Below are 24,543 nucleotides of genomic sequence, written 5' to 3'. Positions count from 1 at the left end.
CGCCATGATTGTAAACGCATTGGCGCCACGCGTTCGTGGCGCCGGGCCGGTGCGCCTTGGGCGGCTCGGCCCGCGGCCGTCAGCCGGCGACGGGCTGGCTGGTGAGCGGTTTGCGCGCCGTGGCCAGGCGCCACCAGGGCGATCCGGCATGCGGCGCGTTCAGGTCCAGCCGCTCGCCCATTTCCGGAGTGGTCAGCGCCACCCCATGGGCGGAGGCCAGGGTGGCGATGCGCTCGAACGGTTCCTGCCACGCGTGCATGGCCAGGTCGAAGGTGCCATTGTGGATCGGCAGCAGCCAGCGGCCGCGCAGGTCCAGGTGGGCCTGCAGCGTTTCCTCGGGCTGCATGTGCACGAAGGCCCAGCGCTTGTCGTATGCGCCAGTCTCCATCAATGTCAGGTCGAACGGGCCGTACGCGTCGCCGATGGCCTTGAAGCCGTCGAAGTAGCCGCTGTCGCCGCTGAAGAATACCCGCATGCCGTTGTCGTCGATGACCCACGAGGCCCACAGGCTGCGGTCGCTGTCGGTCAGCCCCCGGCCCGAGAAATGCTGGGCCGGCGTGGCGGCCAGGCGCAGTCCGTCGACTTCGGTGGATTGCCACCAGTCCAGTTGCTCGACCTTGGCGGGGTCGATGCCCCAGGCGATCAACTGGTCGCCCACGCCCAGCGGCGCGATGAAGCGGCCCGTGCGCGCGGCCAGCCGGGTCACGGCGGCACGGTCGAGGTGGTCGTAGTGATTGTGGGACAGGATCACGCCGGCGATCGGCGGCAGGTCGTCCAGGTCGACGGGCGGCGCATGGAAACGCGCCGGGCCGGCCCATTGCACCGGCGAGGCGCGTTTCGAGAACACCGGGTCGGTGAGCCAGAAGCGGCCGCGCAGTTTCAGCAGCAGCGTCGAATGCCCCAACCGGAACAGGCTGCGGTCGGGCGCCGCGCCCAGGTCGGCGCGGGTCAGCGGCCGCACCGGAATCGGCTGGTCGGGCACCGTGCCGGCCGGCTTGCCGAACAGGAAGGCCCAGGTGAGCTTGAGGCCCTGCCAGAATCCGAGCGACGGGCGCGGCCGGGAGTTGTGGAATCGGCCGTCACGATGATGCGTCGGGCCGGCGGGGCCGGACGGCGGGTTGGGGGAAGCGTCGGGCGTCGAGGGAGTCACGGCGGAGTCCTGGCGGGGAAGGGGGAACGGACAGGGCGTCCGTCAAAAAGTATACTGATCAGTGTAATTTCGTTTTCCTTGAAAGTACACCGCAGAGTGTAAAATTTTCGCTATCTTTTCCTTAGGACGTTCCCATGGCAGAAGCTCCACAGCGGCTTACCGACAGGAAGCGCGAGGCCATCCTCAGCGCCGCCGTGGAGGAATTCCGCACGGCGGGCTACGAGGCCACCAGCATGGACCGCATCGCCGCCGCCGCCGGCGTGTCCAAGCGCACTGTCTACAACCACTTTCCCAGCAAGGACGAGCTGTTCGGGCTGATGCTGGAACACCTGTGGAACCGCAGCGTCGCCAACGCCGGCGTGACCTATCGCGCCGACCAGCCGCTGGCTACGCAGTTGCGACACCTGCTGATGCGCAAGCTGGAATTGCTGGGCGACCCCAACTTCATCGACCTGGCGCGCGTCGCCATGGCCGAGATCATCCACACGCCGGAACGGGCCCAGGCCATCGTCTGCCGCATGGGCGCGAAGGAGGGCGGCGAAACCGCCTGGATCCGCGGCGCCATCGCCGACGGCCGCCTGGCCGACGTCGACCCGGAATTCGCCGGCCAGCAATTGCAGGGGCTGATCAAAAGCTTCGCCTTCTGGCCGCAGGTCACGCTGGGGCAGCCGCCGCTTGGCGCGGCCGAGCGCGATCGGGTGGTGGATTCGGCGGTGGCGATGTTCCTGGGGTGCTACGGGCGCGGAGAATGAAGTTGGCCGTGTCCCAATGCAACGTCCTTTGACGCCAGGCCGGCCGCGTGGGTATGGTGTTTCGCAAGTCGTGACCCTATCGACACCCCGAGGAGCAACCCATGCAGATCTATTGGATCCAGGCGCAGGCGCCACGGCGTGTTCTGGCCCTGGTCAAGCACCTGGGTATCGAGGCCGAACTCGTCGAGATGGACCTGATGGCGGGCGCGCTGCGACGACCCGACTACGCCGCCATCAATCCCAACATGAAGGCGCCGGCCCTGGTGGACGGCGATTACCGGCTGTGGGAATCGTCGGCGATCATGGCCTACCTGTGCGTCAAGGCCGGCTCGGACATGTGGCCGACCGATGCGCGGGAACAGATCGAGGTGCTGCGCTGGCTGTCGTGGAACGATTGCCACTGGGCACAGGCGGTGTCGCCGTACTACTTCGAGCACATCGTCAAACCCACCTTCGGCATCGGGCCGCCGGACGAGAGCCAACTGGCGGGCAAGGGCAAGGATTTCAACCGGTACGCGGCGGTGCTGGACGCGCATCTGCAGCGGCGCGACCACGTCGCGTGCGGCCGGCTGACGATCGCCGACTTCCAACTCGCGTCGATGGCGGCGTACTGGCGAACATCCACCATGCCGATGGCGCCGTTCCCGAACATCGTGCAATGGCTCGATGGCCTGGCGCGCCTGCCGGCATGGGCCGATCCCTGGCCCGATGGACGCGCCGCCCCGGCCTGACCTGGCCGGCCGCGGCACGCCTTAGAGGGGTTCGTCGTGGCAAGATCCGGGCCTCTGTTATCGTTGCCGGGGCCGCATCCCCAAGACCCCGCCGCCCATCCCAGGGCAGTCCGACGAGGCCTGATCGATTGAAAATCACGAACTATCTGTTTGGCATCATCGTGTCGTTCGCGCTGGCGACGCTGCTGGCCTCGCTTGGCCTGCTCGCCGTCTTCAGCGACAACCTCGGCTGGGGCATGGCGGCGCTGCTGTCGTACGGCATTCTGTACGGCGGCCCGCTGGCCATCGTATTGGCGCTGACCTGGGTCGCGTACCTGGTGCGGGATCGCGGCAAGGTGCCCGGCCGGGTCCACGCGTTGCTGTTCCTGCCCTCGCTGCTGGCGCTGCTGATCGTGCCGGTGGACGACACCGTGCGCCGGGCGGGCGCCGACCGTTTCCGCGATGCCAACCCGGCCATCACTGAAAACCACGTCAACTTCAGCGGCCGCACGCTCTGGCTGGACTATCGCGCCGCATCTTCGAACGATGGCGGCGGCTCGCCTTACATGGAACCCGCTTCGGCGCAAAACGACCGGTTCTCGCGCTTTCGCCGCTATCCCGGCGCGAACCTGGTGGCGGCTGGCACCTTTCCCTACGCCGGCGCGCACCTGAAGCCAGACATCGAGCGCTATGCGTATTCCTCGCAGGATGGCAATGCCGGCGATTCCCTGCCTCTGCGGCGCCTGCCCGCGCCCGATCTGGACAAGCTGCTGCCGGCATTCGCCTACGGCGAGGCGGCGCTGCTGATCTATCAGTACTTCCATTACGCCGACCACGTCGAGGTCGCGCCGACCATCGAGCGCTTTGCCGGCACGACCGAGGAGGCCATGACAGCCGCGCGCCCCCCGGGACTGACGATAGTCAGCCTCGACAACTACACGACGCAGGCAATCGCCCGCCTGGAAATCAATGGCCAGACGCTGGACCTGGGCGGCCAGGCAGCGCGCAGCCAGGCCGGCGAACCCTGCGACCCGGGACGGGGCGGGAGCCCGGCCATGCTGGACCTGGAACAGCCGCTGCGCGTGCGCTGGCAGACGCTGGAAGATCCCTCGCGCTGGCAAGAGGCGAGGGCGGTGGTGCCCACTTTCAGCGCCGCGAGCCAGGCGGATCCGGACAAGGGGCTGCCACGGGTGCGGCTGTATTTCCTGCCGGATGGCTCGGTGGCCGCGGAGCGGTTCCGGGAATTCCGGCTGCGTGGCGGCGAGCTGGCCGTGCGCGCCACCGGCGTGCCGCCGCAAGCGCGAGCGGTCGTCGCCTGCGGCGCCGGCGCCTATGCCGGCTACAACCCGCAGACGGTGCGGCTGCTGGGAAATTGAGTCGAGAACGCTTGCATGAGCGCGATGACCGGAGCGATGACGCTTTCACAAAAACAAAGGGGATCCCTTGTTTCTGTACTACCGGATAAGTTTCATTGTGAGCCTGCTGACGCTCGCGGTTTGGGCAATCACCGCCGCCGTCTATGAAGCGCCGCGCCATGGCGACGGCTATGGCCCCGACCCGCTCGGGGTGCTGCTTTACCTGGCGCTGTGGCCGGTCGGCCTGCTGCTGGCGCATTCCGGCTTGCTCGCCTGGGTGATCCGCGCAAGACGGCCCGCGTCGATCCTGCAAGGCCGGCAGGGGATTGCCATCCATCTCGCGCTGGCAGCGGGTTTTCTGGCATGCGCTGTACAAGTTCCATCCGGGCTGAGTGCCGTAGCGCGACCGGCGACCGCCAGGAGCGCCGGCTAATATACGGACTCTCGCCGCACTGGGTATCCACCCGGAAGCGTGACCAGCGTCCTTACCTGAATACGGAGCCTGACCTATCAACACGCTTTGGCAATGGGCACACAACCTGCGCAGGCTCGCCGTGCGGCGACCGGCGTGGCGGGCATGCGGCCCGGCATTGCGGCCATTCGGGCTGTCAGCCATCTTGGGATTGACGGCCGCCGGAGCCGCCGCGGCCGGTCTTCCGGACCCGCCCCGGCAGTCCCCGCCGCGCGAGGAACTGTCGGCGGAGCACCAGCGCAGGTTTGCTGAGATCGCGCGCCGCTATGTGGCCGCGCAGGACGAAGGCGAGAAAACCCAGGCCGCGCAGGCATTGGCCGAACAGCTCTGGACGGCGCCGTTTCTCTCGCAACGCCGTCAAGGCGGCGTCGGCCTGTCCGACGCGTTGATACAGGCGATGGCGCGGGACATGGCCGGCAATGTCCCGCAGCCGCGCATGAACGCGGTGGCCAGGATTCTCGCCGTGGCCGACGCGCCTGGACGCGCCGCCATGGCAGGCCCCTTGCTCGCGCATTTGCGGCAGGCGCAGGCGGAGCCGGATCGTGCTTCAACGCGGACGGCGCTATGGACCGCGACTCGAGGGGCGTCCGAGACCATTTTTCAGGCCATCCGCGACACGCCGGATGAAAGAACGCTGGGAGATCTGGCGCAGATCGCCGCAGGCCTGGCCTTGCCGCACGACGTGCGCCTGAAACTCGATGCCGCCAGCGCGGCATCAACATCGCCCGCTGTCCGCATCCAGATCGCCCAGACGCTGGGGCCAGGGTCCACAGGCTATCGCGATATCGTGCGCGAGCTGATCTTGGCACTGGAAAGGGCTCCCTCCGATGAAGCGCGTGAACGCCTCATCGTCACGCTCGGCGGCTTTCCCAAGCCCGATGACGCCATCGCACAGGCGATGATCGATGCCGTATCGCGCTCCAACACGTCCTCCAGGGTCACGTGGCGCACGCTCGCGCAGAGCGGCCCGGCCGGGCTGCTGTATCTTGCGGGCTCGATCAAAGGGGAGGCCGACGCCACACGGCTCGTGGACAAGGCGACGATGATGGCGGCGGTGGTGGGTGAATCTTGGCCTTTGCCGGCTGAAATTGCATCGGCGGTGATCGAGGCGGCGATCGACGCGCGGCTGCGCAGTGACGATCCGTTGCTGCGGTCATCCGTGCAGGCAATGCTGCTTCGGACGGACCAGGCCGCCGTCGCACCGCTGCGGCAGGCGCTCGACCACGCCGCGCCTGGCCAGGCGCGCGATGACCTGGCGGCCGCGCTGGTCGGGCTGCAGGGACGGTGATCGCCTCAGTTCAAAATAGGGGCGCGGCGATTCCTGCTTGATAAAGGTCAACAAGCCTTGCTCGGCAGTTGCGCGGAAGGCGTGGTGCGCGCCGCCTCGGTGCCGGTGTTGCGGGTTCGTGCGGCCTGAACTCGGCGGTCCGAGGAGATAATCTTACTTTACATAATATACATTATGCGTATTACGACGAGACCCACAGCGGCGTGCATTCCCATCCCGTCCAACCGCCGCGCCTTTCCCGATTTCAAGCCTCGATCACCGAAAAATACGGCGCCTGCGCCAGTTCCTGCCTTGCGATACGAACCACGGCGTCCAGCCCGGCCATGTCGGCCACCCGCGGATATGCCGCGCACAATCGCAGCGGAGCGAACGGCCGCTCCTGTTCGTAGCGCACCACGGTGCCTCTGGCCAGCGCGTCGGCCATCACGCTGACCGGCAGCGCACTCATGCCGACGCCGGCGGTTATCAGTCCGACGATGATGGCCACGCTTGTGCAGGTGCTGAATTCCGGCAATGGCGTGCGTTCCTGGCTGCACCAGGCGGCCACTACCTGGTGCAGCGGCGACGGCGGCGGCACCACGAATAATTTCTGCGCGGCCAGGTCCACTGCCCGCAACCGCGGGCGCGGGTCCAGCCCGATCCAGGCCACCTCGGCCCAGGCCAGCGGTTCGACCTGCAAATGATGGCTGACGCCGGCGTCGATGAGAAAGGCGATATCGAGCTGGTTGGTGTTCAGGCGCTCGCTGAGCACCAGGCTGTTGGCGATGGTCAGTTCGACCTGCAGGCGCGGATAGCGCTGTTCGAGTTGCCGGACGATGGCCGGCAGGCACGCCATCGCCATGGTTTCCGACGCGCCCACCCGCAGCCGGCCCTGTAAGGGGTCGCCGGTGCGCAGGCGGGTTTCCAGTTCATCGAGCACGCCGACCGCCTGCTCGGCGTAGCGCCGCGCCAGCACCCCTTCCGCTGTCAGCACTGCTCGCCTGCCCTCGCGCTCGAACAAGCGTACGCCCAGCGCCGATTCCAGTTCGCGGATGCGCAGGGAAATGGTCGGCTGGGTCACATTCATGTGCTCGGCGGCCGCCTGGAAGGAACCCAGCCGGGCGATCGCCAGCAGGGCCTCCATCTGGGGAATGGAAAATCGTCTCATCAGGAAATTTTATATATAACCGCCAGGAACTTTAATTAGAAGAAAGTAAATCCTATTGATAGGATGCCGTGCATGACACCCCCGCTCAATCTTCCCGCTGGCGCCGCGGACTGCCACGCCCACGTCCTGCGCACGGATCTGCCTCTGGTTGCCGGCCGTCATTCGGCGCCCTTGCACAATGCCGAAGTCGATGAGTACCTGCGAGTCCTGGACGCCCACGGCATCCGCTATGGCGTCCTGACCGCGCCCAGCTTCTACGGCAGCGACAACGGCCTGTTGCTGCGGTCATTGCAGGTCGCGGGCGGCCGCCTGCGCGGCACCGCCCTCGTCGAGCCGGAGATCGGCGACGCGGAGCTGGACATGCTGTACGCCCATGGCGTGCGCGGCGTGCGCCTGAACTGGTTGCGCCGCCGGCCCCTGCCAGACAGCGGCAGCCGCGCCTACCGCGCCCTTTATCCAAGGTTGCGCGAGCGCGGCATGCACGTCGAGGTCTATGTCGAAGGCGAGCATCTGGCCGCGGTGCTCCCTCCGATCCTGGCCAGCGGCGTGCGGCTGGTCCTGGACCATTTTGGCGGCCTGACGCCGGGATTTCCGACGCTGGGCCTGTTGCGCGAAGCGCTTGCCCAAGGCCAGACCTGGATCAAGCTGTCCGCGCCCTACCGTCTGGCGGGCCAGGATGCGGCGGCGTTGAGCGCCCTGCTGCTGCGCGAAGCCGGCGCGCAGCGCCTGCTCTGGGGCACGGATTGGCCGTGGGTATCGCACGAGAGCGAGGTCGACTACGGGCGCTGCCTGGACTGGTTGGGCGATTGGCTGCCCGACCCGGGCCCGCGCGACATCATCCTGCGCGATACCCCGAAGCTGCTGTTCGATTTTGAAGGCTGATTTTTCCCATAACAATCAACGACCCGTGGCGCCGGCTTTCAGGCGGCGCCACCTCAGGAGACCGCCATGCCCCGTTTTTCCTTCACCGCCCGGGCGTTTGCCCTGGCCCTTGGCTCGCTGATCGCGGGCGGCGCCCTTGCCGCCGAGCCGATCCGCCTGATCGTTCCCACCACGGCGGGAGGCGGCACCGACGGCTTCTTCCGCATGTTGGCCAAGGACGCCGAACCGCATCTGGGCACGCCGGTGGTGGTGGTCAACGTGGGCGGCGCCGGCGGCAGCATCGGCGTCACGCAGATGGTGCGCGCCGCGCCCGACGGCAACACGATCGCCGGGGTCTGGCTGGGGCCGGTGACGGTGGCGCTGCACACCACGCCGGTTTCCTACACGCCCAAGGACTACATTGCCGTTGCCCAGTTGACCAGCGCGCCCTACGTCATGTGCGTGCAGCACGACTTCGCCGCGGACGACGGCAAGCAACTGATGCAGTTGCTGCGCAAGGCGCCGAATCGCTATACATTCGGCACCGATGGCGCGGGCGGCCCGGGACAGTTGGCGGCGCAACGGATCTTCGACCGCCAGGACATCCATCAACGCGACATTCCCTACAAAGGGGCTGGCGACACCCTGCTGGCGTTGCTGGGCGGGCACATCGACATGTATGTGGGATCCATTCCCCCGGTGCTGCCCTACGTGAAGAGCGGCAAGGTCAAATGCCTCCAATTGACCTCGGCCGACAAAGTGGCGGCGCTGCCGCAAGCCACCAGCCTGAACGAACTGGGCCTGGGCGAGGAACAGACGCTGCTGTGGCGCGGCATTCTGGCGCCCAGGAATACGCCGCCCGAGCGCGTGCGGGCGCTGGAGCGGGCATTCACCGCCGCGGCGCAATCCGCGGCGACGCGCAGTTTTGTCGAGGATGCGGGCGAACAGATCGCCATCGTGACGGGCGACGCCTTCCGCGCGCAGATCGAGCGGGAGTATGCCGCACTGGGCAAGGTCGCCGAAGGGCTCAAGCTGTCGTCGAAATGAGTCAAGCGCCCGTGCGCAACCACCGCCACAGCGTGGTCGGGCTGATTCCCAACTGTTCGCAGGCCTTGCGCCGGTCGCCGCCGCAGCGGGTCAGCACCTCGCGCACATGCGCCGCCTGCTGGCGCCGGCCGTGCGAGGCCAGGTCGCCCGGCTCCGAGCGGGCGGCGCCTCGCGTCAGTTCCGGCGCCACGTCGGCCAGGATGCGCCGCACTTCCGGGTCGAGCGGTGTCTCGGGCATTTCCGCCAGGAACACCGCCAGGCGTTCCAGCACGTTCTCCAGTTCGCGGATGTTGCCGGGCCAGTCGTGCGCCAGCAACGCGTCGCGCAAGGCTTCGGGCAACGGCGGCTCGCCGGCCAGGCCCAGGTTCTGCCGCACCCGCTGGTACAGGTTCTGCGCCAGCAGCCAGATGTCGTCGCGGCGCTCGCGCAGTGTCGGCATGTCGATGCGCAGGATGTTCAGGCGGAAAAAGAGATCCTGGCGGAACGCGCCGGCCGCCACCATGGCCGCCAGGTCGCGATGAGTGGCAGCCATGATGCGCACATTGACGGGCACCGGTTCGCTGCCGCCCACGGGCATCACCTGCCGCTCCTGCAGCACGCGGAGCAGGCGGATCTGCAACGCCGGCGGCATGTCGCCGATCTCGTCCAGGAACAGCGTGCCGTTGTGGGCCGCCTCGAACAGCCCGGGCTTGCCGCCGCGGCGCGCGCCGCTGAAGGCGCCGTCCTCGTAGCCGAACAGCTCGCTTTCCAGCAGGGTTTCGGGCAGCGAGGCGCAGTTGACCGCGATGAAGGGGAAATGATGGCGCGCGCTGGCCTGGTGGATGCCCTGGGCCATGACTTCCTTGCCGGTGCCGCTTTCGCCGCCGATCAGCACGGTCGAATCGACCCGGGCGTAGCGCAGGCCGAGCATGCGGGCCTTTGCCAACGGGGCGGACTGGCCGTGCAGGTCGTCCAGCGTGTAGCGCACGGTGCGCACTGGGGTGCGGGCCCGCGTGCGCAGGCTGCGGTCGGCGCGGTGGATGGCGCCGGCTTCCTGCAAGGTCAGCACCGCGCCCGACAGGCCGGCGCCGCTGGCCAGCGGAATGCGGTTCACCACCACCATCTTGCCGCCGAGCCGATGCACCGATTCGGCTTCGCGCTTGCCTGTGCGCAGCACCTCGTCCAGCGACAGCGCCGGCGATATTTCCTCCAGCCGCCGTCCGGCCAGGCCGGCGGCGGTGATGCCCAGCAGGCGTTCGACGGCGGGATTGAGCGCCTGCACGCGGCCGGCGGCGTCGACGGCGGCCACGCCCTCGTCGAGATTGGCCAGCACGGCGTTCAGGTAGTCGCGCCGGCCCGACTCGACGCGTTGCAGGCGCGTGATCTCGATGGCGTCCTCGATGCACGCGGCCACCGTGGCCAGCGAATACACCAGCACGCCGGCCAGTCCCATGCGCTCGGCGTAGTCGACGATCAGGCCTGAACCGACCAGGACCTCGATGCCTTCGTCCTTGAGCTGCTTGGCCTGCGCCAGCGCGTCGTCCTGGTCGCGGTAAGTGCGCACCAGGATGTCGACGGCGAAGGTCTGCATGAAGGTCTGCAGCTCGGGATACTGCGCGTGCTGGCCCAGCAGGGCCACGCGCGGCGAGATCCGGCGTGCGGTGGCCAGCGCGTTCATGACCTCGAAGCCGCTGATCTTGACCTGCACCACCGGCACCGTGACGTGGCGCCGCAGATAGCTGCCGTTCAGGCCGGCGGCCACCACCACGTCGACGCGGCCCTGGCGCGCGGCCTCGTTGATGACGCTGGCGGCCGCGTCGAAACCGGCCTCGATCAGCTTGAATTCGCCGCGCTGGGCATAACTGGGCAGGATCTGGGCGAAGGTGCGGGCGATGCGCGCCACGCCCACGGCCCAGATGCGCGGCAGCGCCGCCAGGTCGGATTCCACGGGCGTCGGGACAGTCAGCATGGCGGCACCGGTAACGAAACTCGAAGAGGGGATTTCATCATTGCGATGGCCGCATTTCAATTATGAAAACCCTACCCCGCTCCACCGCCTTCGGCCCCAGTGCGGATGCGATTGGCATGTATCTTGCTTGATGGAAGTCATTCCTCCCCTGCCCTTACCCACCACGGAGCTCCCCATGATGACTTCCCCCGAACCCGACCTGCCGGCCAGCGCCGGCCTGCGGCTGCGCATGGCGATGCAGGCCGAGCAGCCTCTGCAGGTGGTCGGCGCCATCAACGCCAACCACGCGCTGCTCGCGCGGCAGGCCGGCTTTCGCGCCATCTACCTGTCGGGCGGCGGCGTGGCGGCGGGTTCGCTGGGCGTGCCCGACCTGGGCATCGTCGGCCTGGAGGACGTGCTGACGGACGTGCGCCGCATCACCGAGGTCTGCCCCCTGCCCCTGGTGGTCGATGTCGACACCGGCTTTGGCGCGTCGGCCTTCAATGTGGCGCGCACCACCCGTTCGATGATCGCCGCCGGCGCCGCCGCCATGCAGATCGAGGACCAGGCCGGCGCCAAGCGTTGCGGCCATCGCCCCAACAAGGAAGTGGTGTCCCTGCCGGAGATGGTCGATCGCATCAAGGCGGCGGTCGACGCCCGCACCGATCCGCACTTCGTCATCATCGCCCGCACCGATGCGCTGGCCAGCGAAGGCCGGCAAAGCGCGTTGGAGCGGCTGTCCGCCTGCATCGAGGCCGGCGCCGACATCGCCTTTCCCGAAGCGGTCCACGACCTCGAGGGCTTCCGCGATTTCGCCCGCGCGCTGCCAGCGCCCATCCTGGCCAATATCACCGAATTCGGCCAGACGCCGCTGTTGACGGTGCAGGAACTGGCAGCCGCCCAGGTCGCCATGGTGCTCTATCCGCTGTCGGCGTTTCGCGCCATGAACCGCGCGGCCCAGCGCACCTACGAGGCGATCCGCCGCGACGGCACCCAGCGCGGCATGATCGACCAGATGCAGACGCGCATGGAACTCTATGAAAGCATCGGCTATTTCGCCTATGAAGCGCGGCTGGACGCGCTGTACGCTGGCAAGGCCGCCTGATACGCGCTGAAGACAGCCGGGCGCCGACCCGGCGACAACGGAACGGAGACAAACGCATCGTGCAGCCCCCCGAGCAAGATCCCTATCTGCAGGCCTATGACCCGGACGCGGAATATGGCCGCCATTTCAGCGTGCCGGCCTTCGCCGCCGAGCACGGCCTGCAGGCCGGCCGCCTGCCCTACGTGGCGCGCGTGCTGATCGAGAACGCGTTGCGGCATGAAAGTGCCCTCCACGGCCATCGGCCGCACGCGTTGGCCCTGTTGCAGGCCTATCATCCCGACGCGCCGGCGCCGGACGCGCCCGCCGATGTCTGGCTGCATCCGACGCGGGTGCTGGCGCAGGACGTCAGCGGCATTCCCAGCCTGATCGACCTGGCCGCCATGCGCGATGCGCTGCAGGCGCGCGGCGGCGACCCGCGCCGCATCAATCCCCTCATTCCCACCGACCTGATCGTCGATCATTCGCTGATCGCCGAGGAAGGCGGCCATGCCGGCGCGCGCCGGGCCAACGAGGCGCGCGAATACCGCCAGAACCGCGAACGCTACACCTTCCTCAAATGGGCCCAGGGCGCGTTCGACAATCTGCGCCTGGTGCCGCCCGGCAAGGGCATCCTGCACCAGATCAACATCGAGTACCTGGCCGAGGTGGCCACCATGCGGCGCACGCCGCAGGGCGCGGCGGTGACCTGTCCCGACACCCTGGTCGGCACCGACAGCCACACCACCATGGTCAATGCCCTGGGCGTGCTGGGCTGGGGCGTCGGCGGTATCGAGGCGGAGGCCGCGATGCTGGGCGACGCGCTGGTGTTGCGCGCGCCCGAGGTCATCGGCGTGCGGTTGTTCAACCAGCCGGCGCCTGGCGTCACCGCCACCGACCTGGTGCTCAACCTGACCCGCGTCCTGCGCGAGGCCAAGGTGGTGGCGCAGTTCGTCGAGTTCACCGGCGAGGCGCTGGACGGCGTGCTATCGCTGGAAGACCGCGCCACGCTGGCGAACATGGCGCCCGAGTACGGCTCGACCTGCGCCTACTTCCCGGTCGACGAGGAAACCCTGGCCTATCTGGCCCGCACCGGCCGCGACGCGGCGCACATCGAACGCGTGCGGCGCTATGCCCAGGCCGCCGGGCTCTGGCGCACGCAGGAACGTCCCGGCTACAGCCGGCTGGTCGAGGTCGATCTGTCGCAGTTCACGCGCGTGGCGGCCGGTCCCAGCCGGCCGCAGGACCGCCTGCCGCTGGAGGAAGTGCCGCTGACCTTCGCCAAGGCCACCGCTGCCCTGCCCCGCCATGAGCATGCCGACCTGCCGCAGGGCGCGGTGGTGTTGGCGGCGATCACCAGTTGCACCAACACCTCCAATCCGCGCCTGCTGGTGGCCGCCGGGCTGCTGGCGCGCAAGGCGCGGACGCTGGGGCTGCGGCCCGCGGCGTGGACCAAGACGTCGTTCACGCCCGGCTCGCGGGTGGTGACCGACTACCTGCGCGCCAGCGGACTGCAGGACGCGCTGGACGCGGTGGGTTTTCACGCCGCCGGCTATGGCTGCGCGACCTGTGCCGGCCTGTCGGGCTCGCTCGCGCCGGCGGTGGAGCAACGCATTGCGGACGGCTCGCCGCGCGTGGCGGCGGTGCTGTCGGGCAACCGCAATTTCCCCGGCCGTGTCCATCCGCTGGCGCGCGCCAATTACCTGGTGTCGCCGCCGATGGTGGTGGCCTATGCGCTGGCCGGCACGGTCATGCGTGACTTGCAACGCGAAGCGGTCGGCTGGCGCGCCGATGGCACGGCCGTGATGCTGGCGGACCTGTGGCCCAGCGACGCCGAGATCGACGCCGTGGTGGCAGGCTACGTGCGGCCGGCGATGTTCACCGAACGCTACCGCGACGTATTCGAGGGCGATCCGGCCTGGCAGGCCCTGCCCGGCGGCAGCGGCGCCTGCTATCCGTGGGACGCCGACAGCCTCTACCTGCGCCGCCCGCCCTATCTGGACGTGCCGCCGCAGACCGGCGCGGTGCGCATCGAGGGCGCGCGCGCCCTGCTCATCCTGGGCGACTCGGTCACCACCGACCATATCTCGCCCGCCAACGAGATCCCGCCCGAATCGAGCGCCGGGCGTTACCTGCTGTCGCTGGGCGTGCCGGCCGATGCGCTGCACACCTACCTGGCGCGCCGCGGCAACCACCGCGTGATGATGCGCGCCACTTTCGCGCAGCCGACGCTGGTCAACGAACTGCTGCCACAAGGCCCGGCCGGACTGACGCGCCACCAGCCCGACGGCGAGATCCAGCCGATCTACGACGTGGCCATGCGCTACCGCGACGCGGGCGTGCCGGTGGTGGTGGTCGCGGGCAAAGATTACGGCAATGGCTCGTCGCGCGACTGGGCAGCGAAAGGCACGCGGTTGCTGGGCGTGCGCGCGGTCATCGCCGAGAGCTTCGAGCGCATCCACCGCTCCAACCTGGTGAACATGGGCGTCCTGCCGCTGCAGTTGCCGTCAGGCGTCACGCGCCTGACGCTGGGCCTGGACGGCAGCGAGACGTTCGACCTCGAAATTCCGGCCGACTTGGCGCCCCAGGGCGAGGCGCGGTGCGTGATCCGCGGCGTTGGCGCGCCGCGCACGCTGGCGCTGCTCTGCCGCCTGGACAACGAACACGAAATGGATATCTGGCGCGCGGGCGGCATCCTGCCCGCCGTGCTGCGCCAGGCCCTGGAGGATTCGCAGCGCGTTTCACAACCATAAAGATGAGGCAGCGCCTCACGCCCTACCAAGGAGACAACATGAAGTTCGACCGATTCAAGCATCCCCTGTACGCCCTCGCGCTCGCGGCGGGCGTGATGACGGCGTCCGCCGCGAGCGCCGCCGCCTGGCCCGAGAAGCCGGTGCGACTTGTCGTGCCGTTTTCGGCGGGCGGCCAGCTCGACAACATGACGCGGATCTTCGCCACCGGGCTGTCCGATCATCTCAAGCAGCCCGTCATCATCGACAACCGCCCCGGGGCGGGCGGCATCATCGGCTCGGACATGGTGGCCAAGGCCCCGGCCGATGGCTACACCTTCCTGGTGGCCGGCAATGGCGCCATCACCAACAAGCTGCTGCGCAGCAAGATGCCCTATGAGGACAGCGATCTGGTGCCGGTCGGGCTGCTGTTCGAATCGTCCTCGGTCATTGTCGTCAGCGCCAACAGCAAGATCCATTCGCTCAAGGACTGGCAGCAACAGGCCGCCAAGGAGAAGCGCCCCATCCTGTTCGCCACCGCCGGCACCGGCAGCACTGGCCACTTCGTCGCGGAGATGCTGGGCCAGGCGCTCAAGGTGCCGGTCACGGTCGTGCCCTACAAGAGCGGTTCCGAGAGTTCCACCGCGCTGATGGGCGGCCAGGTCGACGCGGCCTCGGAGGCGGCGGTGTCGGTGCGCAGCTATATCGTTTCGGGCCGGGTGCGCGCGCTGGCGGCCACGGCGGACCACCGCTCGCCGCTGCTGCCCGACACGCCCACCACGGCGGAACAGGGCTTCGCCCAGATCAACATCACCCACTGGGGCGGCATGTATGCGCCCAAGGGCACGCCGCAGGACGTCATCAAAGCGATGAACCAGGCCATCGCCGACGTCATGGCCACGCCCAAGGTCCGGCAGCAGTTGGCGGACGCGGGCTACGAGGCGATTCCCGGCTCGGTGGAGAAGTTCGGCAGCTTCATCGCCGCCGAGGACAAGCGGCTGGGCGGGATCGTCAAGAGCGCCAACATGAAGGCGGAATGAGCTGCGCCGAGGGATGGGCGGCGCCGCGGCCGCCCTCCAGGATCACCATGCCGGCCTCGATGCGCCGCGCCAGGCGCAGCGAACGCGCCCGGTCGCCAACGGCCCGGGCGCGTATCAATAGTCGTCGCTGGCGCCGCGACGATTGCCGCCGGTGATGTCGTCGCGGCCCAGCAGGTGCAGCGCCACCGCCTCGGCCACCTTCATGCCGTCGATGGCGGCCGACATGATGCCGCCCGCGTACCCCGCGCCCTCGCCCGCCGGGAACAGCCCGTCGGTGTTCATGCTCTGGAAATCGTCGCGGCGCGTGATGCGCAGCGGCGACGAGGTGCGCGTCTCGACGCCGGTCAGCACCGCGTCGTGCATGGAAAAGCCCTTGATCTGGCGCTCGAACGCCGGAAGGGCTTCGCGGATGGCGGCGATGGCGTAGTCCGGCAGGCTGGACGACAGGTCGGTGAGCGTCACGCCCGGCTTGTACGACGGCGTGACGCTGCCCAGCGCGGTCGACGGCCGGCCCGCCAGGAAGTCGCCCACCAACTGCGCCGGCGCGCTGTAATCGCCGCCGCCCAGTTCGTAAGCGCGCTTTTCCCAATGGCGCTGGAAGTCGATGCCCGCCAGCGGCGAGTCCTCGATGCCGGGAAAGTCCTTGGGCTCGATGCCGACCACGATGCCGGCATTGGCATTGCGCTCGTTGCGCGAATACTGGCTCATGCCATTGGTGACCACGCCGCCGGGCTCCGACGCGGCGGCCACCACGGTGCCGCCCGGGCACATGCAGAAGCTGTAGACCGCGCGGCCGTTGCCGGCATGGTGCACCAGCTTGTAGTCGGCCGCGCCCAGCACCGGATGGCCGGCGCTGGGACCGAAGCGGGCGCGGTCGATCACCGACTGCGGATGCTCGATGCGGAACCCCAGCGAGAACGGCTTGGCTTCCATGAACACCCCGCGCTTGTGCAGCATGCGGAAGGTGTCGCGGGCGCTGTGGCCCACCGCCAGCACCACGTGGCTGGCGGCAATAAACTCCCCGCCCGCCAGACGCACGCCGCGCACCCGGCCGTCCTCGATCTCGATATCGTCCACGCGGCTCTCGAAGCGGAACTCGCCGCCCAGCGCGGCGATCTGCGCGCGCATCTGCTCGATCATCTTGACCAGGCGAAAGGTGCCGATGTGCGGCTTGCTGACATACAGGATCTCGGGCGGCGCATCGGCGGCGACGAATTCCTGCAGCACCTTGCGGCCGTAATGCTTGGGGTCCTTGACCTGGGTCGAGAGCTTGCCGTCCGAGAACGTGCCCGCCCCGCCCTCGCCGAACTGCACGTTCGACTCGGGTTGCAGGGTGTTCTTGCGCCACAGCCCCCAGGTGTCCTTGGTGCGCTCGCGCACCACCCGGCCGCGCTCCAGGATGATCGGCCGGAACCCCATCTGGGCCAGGATCAGCGCCGCGAACAGGCCGCAGGGGCCGAAGCCGATCACGACGGGGCGACGGCTCTCGGGCAGATCGGCCGGCGCGTGGCCGACGTACTGGTATTCCATGGGCGGCGTCGGCATGACGGTGCGCAACCCGGCGACGCGCTTGAGCACGGCGGCCTCGTCGGCCACCTCGACATCCACGGAATAGGTCAGCGTGATGGCGCTGCGCTTGCGCGCGTCATAGCTGCGGCGGAAGATGGTCAACGCGCGCAGGGCTTCCGGGGCGATCCCCAGGCGGCTACAGGCCGCGGCGCGCAGGGTGTTTTCGATGTCGTCCTGGGAGGTCGACAGGGGCAGGATGATTTCGGTCAGGCGCAACATGAGGCAGGGGAACCGTGTCAGGGTTCAAGGGCTCGTAAAACGCGTATTAAAACACGCCGACGGCCCTTGACCCTTGCCTCTTCCCGGTCGCTACCAGCGATGCTGGTACGTCAGCGTCAGCACCGTGCCCGGGGCCGGCAGGCGGCTGGTATTGGTGCTGGTGCGCATCAACTGGCTGTAGAGCGGGTAATAGTCGCGGTTGAACAGGTTCTCGACCCCGACGATCAGCGTGTCCTTCGGCGTGACCTGGTAGCGGCTCATCAGGTCCACCGTGAAGTAGCTGCCCACGTCGCGGCGGCCGAAACTCTCGACTCCATCCAGCCGGTAGTCCTTGGCCCCGAAGTAATTGGCCTGGATGCGGTTGCTCCAGCGCTCGTTGGGCCGGTACTGCAGGTACGCGGTGAGCTTGATCGGCGGAATGCGGTAGCCGGTCATGTCGCGCCATTGGCCGTTGTCGGGCCGCTCGCGTCCCTTCATCCACGTGAACGTGCCGCCCGTGCCCCATTTCTCGTCGTCGGTCAGGTAGTCCACCGTCGCCTCGATGCCGTGGATGCGCTCTTCGGTGCGCGTCAGGATCAGGCCGTTGTTGAAGCTCTGTACATCGCCCAGCTTGGAGGTGGTGTAGAACAGCGCCAGCGACGCGGTCGTGTTGCCCACCCCGCCGCGCCAGCCCAGCTCGTAGTTGTTGGTCTTGACCGGCTGCAGGTCCGACGAGCCGATGTCGAAGCCCGGCCGCGCGTTGCGCATCTGCACGCCGATGTCCGGCAACTGGAAGCCCTGGCTGAAGTTGGCGTACAGCTCCTGGCCGCGGATCGGCGCGTAGGTCAGGCCCGCGTTGAACAGGAAGGCGTCGTAGCTGACCGAGCCGCCCCGCACCGAGGCTGGCGACGCCACGCGCGATTGCGACAGCGGCACGAAGTCGCCGAAGCGGGCCGTGGCGTACTCGTAGCGCGCCCCGCCCTGCACCGACCATTGCTCGTTGAAGCGGTGCTCCAGTTGGCCGAAGATGCCGGTGCTGCGCGAGGTCAGCTCGGGCATGTAGGTCAGGCGGCCGGTCTTGCGGAACACCCGGCCGCCGCTGGCGTCGTAGGCGGCCGCGTCGAACACGTCGATCGGCATGTCGCTGCGTTCCTGGTTGAAGTCCATGCCCCACAGCAGTTTCGACTGCTCGCCCAGCGGCGTGTCGATCGTCAGCCGGCTGCCGAACACCTTTGTGTTCTGCATGACCTGGTCGACGTTGCCGCCGCGCGTGACCACGGCGCGCGCGTCGAACGGCGTGAAGCGCGTGTAGTAGTCGCGGTAGTACATCTGCGCCGTGACCTTGCTGCCCAGCAGGTCCAGATGCTGGTATTCGAGGTTCACCAGCGTGTTGCGGATCTGGTTCTGGTCGGCCAGGTCCAGGCCGCCGAGCGGCAGCGCGCGCGCCGTGCCCGGCGGCAGGCGCCCGACCGAGGGATCCGAGGTGTAATCGGAATGCTGGTCGGCGTTGTAGTAGCTGGCCGACAATTGCAGGCGCTGCTTGTCGTCCAGCCGCAGGCCCAGCTTGCCGCCCAGGCTGTAGATGTTGGAGTCGAACAGATCGCCCTGGCTGGGTTCGGGCGCGATGCGGCGACCGCGCGCGTCGTAGGAGGCGCCGTTGTGGCGCGCGCCCAGGTCCAGCGCGTAGTCCAGCATGCCCTGGCTGCCGGCGAAATGCTGCTGCAGTTGGCCGCCCAGCCCGTCCGAATTCAGCCGGCTCAGCGGGCTGACGGCGGTCACGGTGGTTTCGGCCACCGGTTCGCCGCCGGCGGGCCGGGTGGTGATCGAGACGATGCCGCCGGTGGCCCCGGCGCCGTAGATCGAGCTGCTGCCGCGCAGCACTTCGACGCGCTCGATGGTGGCCGGGTCGATGTTGGCCAGATTGCGCGACGAGTCGCGGTTGGTGTTCAACGGGATGCCGTCCACCAGCACCAGCACGCCGCGTCCGCGCAGCGTCTGGCCGTAGTCGGTCATGGTGCGGCTGGAATCGGCCATGCCCGGCACGGTCTTGGCCAGCACGCTGGCCAGGCTGTCGGAGCCGGCGCGCAGTTCCTGCAAGGTGTCGCGCTCCAGCACGATGGTCTGCTGCACGGGGCTGACCAGGTTGCTGGCCGTGCGCGAGGCGCTGACCTCGATAGGCGCCATCACGGTGGCGCCGCCGCTGGCCGCCTCGGGTTCGATGATGGTGGCCGAGCCTTCCTGCCGCAGCCGCAATGGTTTGCCCTGCAGCAGCGCGGCCAGCGCCTGTTGTGGCGTCATGGACCCGGACAGTGCCGGCGCCTGCATGCCGGCCACGGTCTGGGGCGCATAGAAAATCTGCAGGCCGTGCGTTTCGGCCAGCCGCTTGAGCGCCTGGTCGAGCGATTGCGCCGGCATGTCGATGGCGACGGGCGCCGTCGCCTGCGCGTCGGCCATCCCCGGACCGAACGCCAGCACTGCCGCCATCGCGGCCATCGTCAGGCGCGCGGCCACCGGCGCGCCTTGTCCCATTTTCTTGTGAACCACAGCTTCTGCTCCTGATCCGTTATCGATGGGCCCCATGCCCCACGGAATCAAGAAGAAGACGCAATACGGCAAAAAAACCTGAATGTCTGGCCGAACTATTTTGTAACAGCGTCACCGCGCCGAAATCTCGCTGCGGCCGTCGGGCAACTGGCGCACCTGCACCGGCAGGATGTGCGGCAAAGCCGTCAGGAAGGCGTCCGTGTCGCGGGTCTGGAACACGCTGGTCACGGTGAGATGCGCCACCCCGGCTCCCAGCACGATCGGATGCTGCCGGTACCGCGATACTTCCCGCGCCGCCGTGGCGAGGTCGGTATTGCTGAAGCGGATCTGGCCGCCGCGCCAGGCCAGTGTCGCGGCCACGTCGGCGGGCTCGACCGCCCCGGCCTGCCCGGCCGCGCCGATGCGCACGCCCTGCCCGGCCGTGACCGGCACGGCCGCCGCGTCGTGCGCGCCGGCCACCTTGACCGAACCCGACTCCACCAGCACCCGCACCTGTTCCGCGTCGCGGCGCACGTCGAAGCGCGTGCCGGTCACGGTGGCGGTGCCCAAGCCGGCATCGACCACGAACGGGCGGGCGGCGTTCTTCTCGACCGAGAACAGCGCCTCGCCCGCCACCAGCAGCACGCGCCGCTCGGCGTCGTCGAAGTGCACGCGGATATGGCTGTTGCTATTCAATTCGGCGCGGGAACCATCGGGCAGCGCCACGCTGCGCAGTTCGCCAATCTGTGTCTGGTATTCGGTCCAGCCCGCGCCGCGCGGCCACAGCGCCCGGCCGCCCACGGCGAGGATCGCGGCGCCCAGGCTCAGGGCCAGCGCGGCGCGCCGTCCGGAACGGGCCGTGCGGCGCGGCGCTTCGGCCAGGGCGCGCAGGCGCTCGGGCGCGACGGCGTCCGCGGCCTGCCAGATCGATTCCAGCAGGCGGTACTCATAGGCGTGGCGCGGATCGGCGGCCAGCCAGTCGGCGCGCGCCTGTTCTTGCGCGGCGTCCCACTCGCCGGAATGGGCGCGCGCGAACCAGCGCGCCGCCTCGGCGCGGATGGCGTCGGCGCCGGCCGGCCCGGGCGATGCGGCGTCAGTGGGGCGCATACGCCCCCAGCCGCTCGCGCAGATGCAGCGCGGTACGGATCATGTATTTCTCGACCATGTTCTTGCTCAATCCCATGCGTTCGGCGATCTCGGCCTGCGTCAGGCCTTCCAGCCGCTGCCAGACGAACACCTGGCGGCACTTGAGCGGCAGTTCCGCCAGCGCCGCTTCCAGCGCCTGGCCCAACTGGCCGGTGCGCGCCTGGGCCATCGGGTCGCCCAAGGGGCTGGCGTGGTCGGCAATGGTATCAAGCGGCACCCATTCCTGCCCGCCGTCGCGGCGGAACTGGTCGACGGCCGCGTTGCGCGCGGCCTGGTGCAGATAGGCGCGCGGCTGCGCCACCTGCGCCGGGTCGGTCTCCAGACACTTCACCAGGGCATCGTGGGCCAGGTCGCGCGCGGCGTCGCGGCAGCCCAGCTTGCGGGTCCAGACCGCGAGCAGCTCTTCGTAATAGGCCAGGAAGCCGGAGGGACGGGACGGACGCGAGGACATGACGCACAATCGACAGAGGCATGCATGATAATGGTTTCCATTTTCATAAACAAACCCGGGCGTGATGGCTGCGTCCGCCGCCCTGCCCTCCTTAATGCAGGATGCGCTCCAGGAAGGAGCGCGTGCGTTCATGCCGGGGGTTGTCGAAGAAATCGCCCGGCTCGCCCATCTCGATGATGCGGCCGCCGTCCATGAATACCACCCGGTCGGCGACGTTGCGGGCAAAGCCCATCTCGTGGGTCACGCACAGCATGGTCATGCCGTCCTCGGCCAGCGAGGTCATGGTGTCCAGCACTTCCTTGACCATCTCCGGATCCAGCGCCGAGGTCGGCTCGTCGAACAGCATGATGCGCGGCTGCATGCAGAGCGAGCGGGCGATGGCCACGCGCTGCTGCTGCCCGCCCGACAACTGGCCCGGGTACTTGCCGGCCTGGTCGGGAATGCGCACCCGCTCCAGGTAGCGCATGGCCAGATCCACCGCCTGCGCGCGCGGCATGCGCCGCACCTGGGTCGGCGCCAGGATGCAGTTCTCGAGCACGGTCAGGTGCGGGAACAGGTTGAAGTGCTGGAACACCATGCCGGCGTCGGTGCGCACGCCGTCCACGGCGCGCAGGTCGTCGCTCAGCTCAACCCCGTTGACCACGATGGAGCCCTGCTGGTGGCGTTCGAGCCGGTTGATGCAGCGGATCATGGTGGATTTGCCGGAACCGGACGGCCCGCAGATCACCAGGCGCTCGCCCGCCCGGACCTGCAGGTTGATGTCCTGTAGCACATGGAAGTCGCCATACCACTTGTGCATGCCGGCGATGGCGATGGCGGGCGGCGTGGCGGCGGAAGGCGTGGTCATCGGAGTTCCCCTTTTTTATAGCGATGTTCCAGCCACATCGAATAGCGCGACAGGCCGAAGCAGATGCAGAAATAGATCGATGCGATGAAGAGATAGGTCTCGACGTAGGGCGTGGGCCAGGCCGGATCGGTCAACGCCGCGCGCCCCGAGCTGAGCAGGTCGAACAGGCCCACGATCAGCACCAGGCTGGTGTTCTTGATCATCACGATGGCGGTGTTGGTGAGCGGCGCGATCACCTTGCGCAGCGCCTGCGGCAGCACCACCAGACGCGTCATCTGCCACCATGAGAGCCCCAGCGCGCGCGAGGCCTCGGTCTGCCCGGGCGGAATGGCCTGCAGGCCGCCGCGGATCACCTCGGCCAGGTAGGCGGCCGAGAACACCGTCAGCGCGATGCCGGCGCGCAGCAGACTGTCGATGGTCATGCCGGCCGGCAGCATGATGGGCAGCACGATCGAGGCCATGAACAGCAGACTGACCAGCGGCAATCCTCGGATCAGCTCGATCACGCCGATGCTGATGAAGCGCGCCGTCGGCAGGCTGCCGCGACGTCCCAGCGCCAGCAGCACGCCCAGCGGCAGTCCGGCGCCCAGCGCGCATACCGCCAGCAGCAGCGTGATCGGCAGGCCGCCCCACGACGAGGTCGGCACCCGCGCCAGGCCGAACATGCCGCCCTGCATCAGCGCCAGGCCCGCCAGCAGCCCCGCGATCCAGATGACCGCCGTGCGGGCGCGCCATTGGCGCGGGCTGAGCGAGAACACCGTCATCGCCAGGATGAACAGGCAGACCACGGTGGGCCGCCATTGCTCGCCGGGCGGGTAGATGCCGAACAGGATCTGGCGCATTTTTTCGCCCAGGAAGGCCCAGCAGGCGCCGCTGGCCTGGCGGCAGACGGCGCCCGTGGCGCCCGGCCAGACGGCATCCAGCACCGCCCAGTTCAGCAGCTTGCCGGCAGCGGCCAGCACCAGCGCCAGCGTGGCCACGGTGGCGAACGCGCTGACGGCGCTGCCGAACAGGCGATGCCAGGCGCTGTCGCGGCGATCCGCCGGCGGCGGCAGAACCCGCGGCAGAGAGGAAGGATGGGACAGGCTCATGCGCGTTGCGTCCTCAGGATGCGGCGGTTGTACAGATTCATGAAGAGCGACACGCTCAGGCTGATGCTCAGGTACACCGCCATCAGCACCGCCACGCCCTCGATGGCCTGGCCGGTCTGGTTGATGGTGGTGGTGATGACGAAGGACAGGTCCGGGTAGCCCACCGCCAGCGCCAGCGTGGTGTTCTTGATGATGGACAGGTACTGGCTGGTCATCGGCGGGATGATCACACGCAGCGCCTGCGGCACCACGATCCAGCGCAGCGCGGCGCCGGGTTTCAGGCCCAGCGAATGGGCCGCTTCCCACTGGCCGGCGGGCACCGCGTCGATGCCGCCGCGAATGATCTCGCCGGAGAAAGCGGCCGAGTAGATCGTCAGTCCCACCAGCAAGGCGGTGAATTCCGGCGTGAAGGCGCTGCCGCCGGCAAAATTCAGGCCGCGCAGCGCCGGCACGTCGGCGTGCAGCGAGGCGCCGCCCCACTGCGCCACGGCGGCTACCAATGCCAGCGCCGCGACCAGGCCCAGGCGGTGCCACGGCATGCTCGGCGCGACGGCGCGCCGTGCCAGGTGCCATGAGCCCCACAGCAGCAGCAAAGCGACGGCCAGCGCCCACCACAGCGGCCCGGTATCGCCCTGCAACGACAGGCTCGGAAAGAACAGCCCGCGCACCGACAGGAACACGCCCGGCAGCGGCTGCAACGCCTGCCGCGCCGGCGGCAGGTTGATCGTCACCAGGCTGTACCAGAACAGCAGTTGCACCACCAGCGGCGTGTTGCGCACGGCTTCCAGGTAGACCGTGGCCACGCCCGTCACCAGCGGATGGCGGCTGCGGCGCGCCAGCGCCAGGCCGAAGCCCAGCAGCGTCGAGGCCGCGATCACCAGCGCCGAGATGTACAGCGTGTTGGCCAGCCCCACCAGGAAGGCGCGGCCGTAGCTGTCGGTGGGCTGGTAGGCCAGCAGGCTTTCGGCGATGGGAAAACGGGCCGCCTCGCCAAGGTAGTCGAACCCCATGGCGATGCCGCGCTGGGTCAGGTTGGCGTGGGCGTTCCAGGCCAGCCAGCCCACGCCGCCGACGAAGGCGCCGGCGATCAGCAGTTGCGCCAGGACGGACCGGGCGCGGCCGTCGAACCAGAGTCGCTTGAACATGATGAGCCCCGCGC

Annotated in this window: 20 protein-coding genes; 10 read left to right on the top strand and 10 right to left on the bottom strand. The window is 68.6% G+C overall.

Annotated features, from left to right (window positions below; all coding sequences use genetic code 11):
• Nucleotides 1–79 precede the first annotated feature (79 nt).
• The gene (locus tag SB816_RS25790) at nucleotides 80–1,150 is read right to left on the bottom strand and encodes an MBL fold metallo-hydrolase (RefSeq protein WP_410547719.1); all 1,071 of its coding nucleotides are present in this window, start codon (nucleotides 1,148–1,150) and stop codon (nucleotides 80–82) included.
• Between the two features lie 134 nt (nucleotides 1,151–1,284).
• Between SB816_RS25790 and SB816_RS25785 the strand changes: the two genes are divergently transcribed.
• From SB816_RS25785 to SB816_RS25765, 5 genes are all read left to right on the top strand, one after another.
• Nucleotides 1,285–1,902: a TetR/AcrR family transcriptional regulator gene (locus SB816_RS25785; RefSeq protein WP_343718856.1), complete on the top strand. Its 618-nt coding sequence runs from the start codon at nucleotides 1,285–1,287 to the stop codon at nucleotides 1,900–1,902.
• 101 nt (nucleotides 1,903–2,003) lie between these two features.
• Entirely contained in the window at nucleotides 2,004–2,633 is a 630-nt protein-coding gene (locus tag SB816_RS25780) for a glutathione S-transferase family protein (protein ID WP_410547718.1), read from the top strand.
• 128 nt (nucleotides 2,634–2,761) lie between these two features.
• On the top strand, nucleotides 2,762–3,988 hold the full coding sequence (locus SB816_RS25775; RefSeq protein ID WP_410547717.1) for a hypothetical protein: 1,227 nt from the start codon (nucleotides 2,762–2,764) through the stop codon (nucleotides 3,986–3,988).
• Between the two features lie 67 nt (nucleotides 3,989–4,055).
• Nucleotides 4,056–4,400 (top strand): hypothetical protein, encoded by a 345-nt coding sequence (locus SB816_RS25770; protein ID WP_116793503.1) that lies wholly within the window; start codon nucleotides 4,056–4,058, stop codon nucleotides 4,398–4,400.
• A 190-nt stretch (nucleotides 4,401–4,590) separates the two neighbouring features.
• Nucleotides 4,591–5,727 (top strand): hypothetical protein, encoded by a 1,137-nt coding sequence (locus SB816_RS25765; RefSeq protein ID WP_410547716.1) that lies wholly within the window; start codon nucleotides 4,591–4,593, stop codon nucleotides 5,725–5,727.
• 244 nt (nucleotides 5,728–5,971) lie between these two features.
• Here the strand turns inward: SB816_RS25765 and SB816_RS25760 are convergent, their stop codons facing one another.
• The gene (locus SB816_RS25760) at nucleotides 5,972–6,874 is read right to left on the bottom strand and encodes a LysR family transcriptional regulator (protein WP_081273488.1); all 903 of its coding nucleotides are present in this window, start codon (nucleotides 6,872–6,874) and stop codon (nucleotides 5,972–5,974) included.
• Between the two features lie 72 nt (nucleotides 6,875–6,946).
• Between SB816_RS25760 and SB816_RS25755 the strand changes: the two genes are divergently transcribed.
• Nucleotides 6,947–7,756 carry an amidohydrolase family protein gene (locus SB816_RS25755; RefSeq protein WP_054502481.1) on the top strand — a complete coding sequence of 270 codons (810 nt, stop codon included), beginning with the start codon at nucleotides 6,947–6,949 and terminating at the stop codon, nucleotides 7,754–7,756.
• 66 nt (nucleotides 7,757–7,822) lie between these two features.
• Nucleotides 7,823–8,782, top strand: a complete 960-nt coding sequence (locus tag SB816_RS25750; RefSeq protein ID WP_410547715.1) for a tripartite tricarboxylate transporter substrate binding protein — start codon at nucleotides 7,823–7,825, stop codon at nucleotides 8,780–8,782.
• Nucleotide 8,783: 1 nt separating this feature from the next.
• Here the strand turns inward: SB816_RS25750 and prpR are convergent, their stop codons facing one another.
• Complete coding sequence (gene prpR, locus SB816_RS25745) at nucleotides 8,784–10,730, bottom strand: propionate catabolism operon regulatory protein PrpR (protein WP_155865909.1); 1,947 nt, start codon at nucleotides 10,728–10,730, stop codon at nucleotides 8,784–8,786.
• A 175-nt stretch (nucleotides 10,731–10,905) separates the two neighbouring features.
• Here prpR and prpB point away from each other — a divergent pair, with 175 nt between their 5' ends.
• From prpB to SB816_RS25730, 3 genes are read left to right on the top strand one after another with little or no spacing between them, the layout of a single operon-like run.
• Entirely contained in the window at nucleotides 10,906–11,814 is a 909-nt protein-coding gene (prpB, locus tag SB816_RS25740; RefSeq protein WP_054502479.1) for a methylisocitrate lyase, read from the top strand.
• 59 nt (nucleotides 11,815–11,873) lie between these two features.
• The gene (acnA, locus tag SB816_RS25735) at nucleotides 11,874–14,543 is read left to right on the top strand and encodes an aconitate hydratase AcnA (RefSeq protein WP_410547714.1); all 2,670 of its coding nucleotides are present in this window, start codon (nucleotides 11,874–11,876) and stop codon (nucleotides 14,541–14,543) included.
• A gap of 38 nt (nucleotides 14,544–14,581) precedes the next feature.
• On the top strand, nucleotides 14,582–15,559 hold the full coding sequence (locus SB816_RS25730) for a Bug family tripartite tricarboxylate transporter substrate binding protein (RefSeq protein WP_410547713.1): 978 nt from the start codon (nucleotides 14,582–14,584) through the stop codon (nucleotides 15,557–15,559).
• 114 nt (nucleotides 15,560–15,673) lie between these two features.
• Here the strand turns inward: SB816_RS25730 and SB816_RS25725 are convergent, their stop codons facing one another.
• The 7 genes from SB816_RS25725 to SB816_RS25695 all read right to left on the bottom strand — a co-directional run bounded on the left by SB816_RS25725 (nucleotide 15,674) and on the right by SB816_RS25695 (nucleotide 24,529).
• Nucleotides 15,674–17,347 carry an NAD(P)/FAD-dependent oxidoreductase gene (locus tag SB816_RS25725; RefSeq protein WP_155865912.1) on the bottom strand — a complete coding sequence of 558 codons (1,674 nt, stop codon included), beginning with the start codon at nucleotides 17,345–17,347 and terminating at the stop codon, nucleotides 15,674–15,676.
• A gap of 90 nt (nucleotides 17,348–17,437) precedes the next feature.
• The gene (locus SB816_RS25720; protein ID WP_410547756.1) at nucleotides 17,438–19,819 is read right to left on the bottom strand and encodes a TonB-dependent siderophore receptor; all 2,382 of its coding nucleotides are present in this window, start codon (nucleotides 19,817–19,819) and stop codon (nucleotides 17,438–17,440) included.
• A 162-nt stretch (nucleotides 19,820–19,981) separates the two neighbouring features.
• A complete protein-coding gene (locus tag SB816_RS25715; protein WP_410547712.1) occupies nucleotides 19,982–20,956 on the bottom strand; it encodes a FecR family protein in 975 nt (324 codons plus the stop codon).
• A complete protein-coding gene (locus tag SB816_RS25710; protein ID WP_049073825.1) occupies nucleotides 20,943–21,446 on the bottom strand; it encodes a sigma-70 family RNA polymerase sigma factor in 504 nt (167 codons plus the stop codon). Before SB816_RS25710 ends, SB816_RS25715 begins: the two co-directional genes overlap by 14 nt.
• Nucleotides 21,447–21,537: 91 nt before the next feature.
• On the bottom strand, nucleotides 21,538–22,293 hold the full coding sequence (locus SB816_RS25705) for an amino acid ABC transporter ATP-binding protein (protein ID WP_410547711.1): 756 nt from the start codon (nucleotides 22,291–22,293) through the stop codon (nucleotides 21,538–21,540).
• Nucleotides 22,290–23,384, bottom strand: coding sequence for an amino acid ABC transporter permease (locus tag SB816_RS25700; RefSeq protein WP_175142300.1), 1,095 nt, complete (start codon nucleotides 23,382–23,384; stop codon nucleotides 22,290–22,292). The genes SB816_RS25705 and SB816_RS25700 overlap by 4 nt, the downstream gene beginning before the upstream one ends.
• Nucleotides 23,381–24,529 (bottom strand): amino acid ABC transporter permease, encoded by a 1,149-nt coding sequence (locus SB816_RS25695; protein ID WP_410547710.1) that lies wholly within the window; start codon nucleotides 24,527–24,529, stop codon nucleotides 23,381–23,383. Before SB816_RS25695 ends, SB816_RS25700 begins: the two co-directional genes overlap by 4 nt.
• Nucleotides 24,530–24,543 lie beyond the last annotated feature (14 nt).

Origin of the sequence: Achromobacter sp. SIMBA_011, assembly GCF_046535435.1 — a bacterium.
Taxonomy (GTDB): domain Bacteria; phylum Pseudomonadota; class Gammaproteobacteria; order Burkholderiales; family Burkholderiaceae_B; genus Achromobacter; species Achromobacter dolens.
The sequence above is the reverse complement of the archived record's forward strand: the minus strand, read 5'-3'. Positions and strand labels throughout refer to the sequence as shown.

What these genes read in the sequence shown, in the direction of transcription:
- SB816_RS25785 (WP_343718856.1), top strand. Translation starts at nt 1,285, where the DNA reads ATGGCAGAAGCTCCACAGCGGCTTACCGACAGGAAGCGCGAGGCCATC.
- SB816_RS25780 (WP_410547718.1), top strand. Translation starts at nt 2,004, where the DNA reads ATGCAGATCTATTGGATCCAGGCGCAGGCGCCACGGCGTGTTCTGGCC.
- SB816_RS25760 (WP_081273488.1), bottom strand. Translation starts at nt 6,874, where the DNA reads ATGAGACGATTTTCCATTCCCCAGATGGAGGCCCTGCTGGCGATCGCC.
- SB816_RS25755 (WP_054502481.1), top strand. Translation starts at nt 6,947, where the DNA reads ATGACACCCCCGCTCAATCTTCCCGCTGGCGCCGCGGACTGCCACGCC.
- SB816_RS25750 (WP_410547715.1), top strand. Translation starts at nt 7,823, where the DNA reads ATGCCCCGTTTTTCCTTCACCGCCCGGGCGTTTGCCCTGGCCCTTGGC.
- prpR (WP_155865909.1), bottom strand. Translation starts at nt 10,730, where the DNA reads ATGCTGACTGTCCCGACGCCCGTGGAATCCGACCTGGCGGCGCTGCCG.
- prpB (WP_054502479.1), top strand. Translation starts at nt 10,906, where the DNA reads ATGATGACTTCCCCCGAACCCGACCTGCCGGCCAGCGCCGGCCTGCGG.
- SB816_RS25730 (WP_410547713.1), top strand. Translation starts at nt 14,582, where the DNA reads ATGAAGTTCGACCGATTCAAGCATCCCCTGTACGCCCTCGCGCTCGCG.
- SB816_RS25725 (WP_155865912.1), bottom strand. Translation starts at nt 17,347, where the DNA reads ATGTTGCGCCTGACCGAAATCATCCTGCCCCTGTCGACCTCCCAGGAC.
- SB816_RS25720 (WP_410547756.1), bottom strand. Translation starts at nt 19,819, where the DNA reads ATGGCCGCGATGGCGGCAGTGCTGGCGTTCGGTCCGGGGATGGCCGAC.
- SB816_RS25715 (WP_410547712.1), bottom strand. Translation starts at nt 20,956, where the DNA reads ATGCGCCCCACTGACGCCGCATCGCCCGGGCCGGCCGGCGCCGACGCC.
- SB816_RS25710 (WP_049073825.1), bottom strand. Translation starts at nt 21,446, where the DNA reads ATGTCCTCGCGTCCGTCCCGTCCCTCCGGCTTCCTGGCCTATTACGAA.
- SB816_RS25705 (WP_410547711.1), bottom strand. Translation starts at nt 22,293, where the DNA reads ATGACCACGCCTTCCGCCGCCACGCCGCCCGCCATCGCCATCGCCGGC.
- SB816_RS25700 (WP_175142300.1), bottom strand. Translation starts at nt 23,384, where the DNA reads ATGAGCCTGTCCCATCCTTCCTCTCTGCCGCGGGTTCTGCCGCCGCCG.
- SB816_RS25695 (WP_410547710.1), bottom strand. Translation starts at nt 24,529, where the DNA reads ATGTTCAAGCGACTCTGGTTCGACGGCCGCGCCCGGTCCGTCCTGGCG.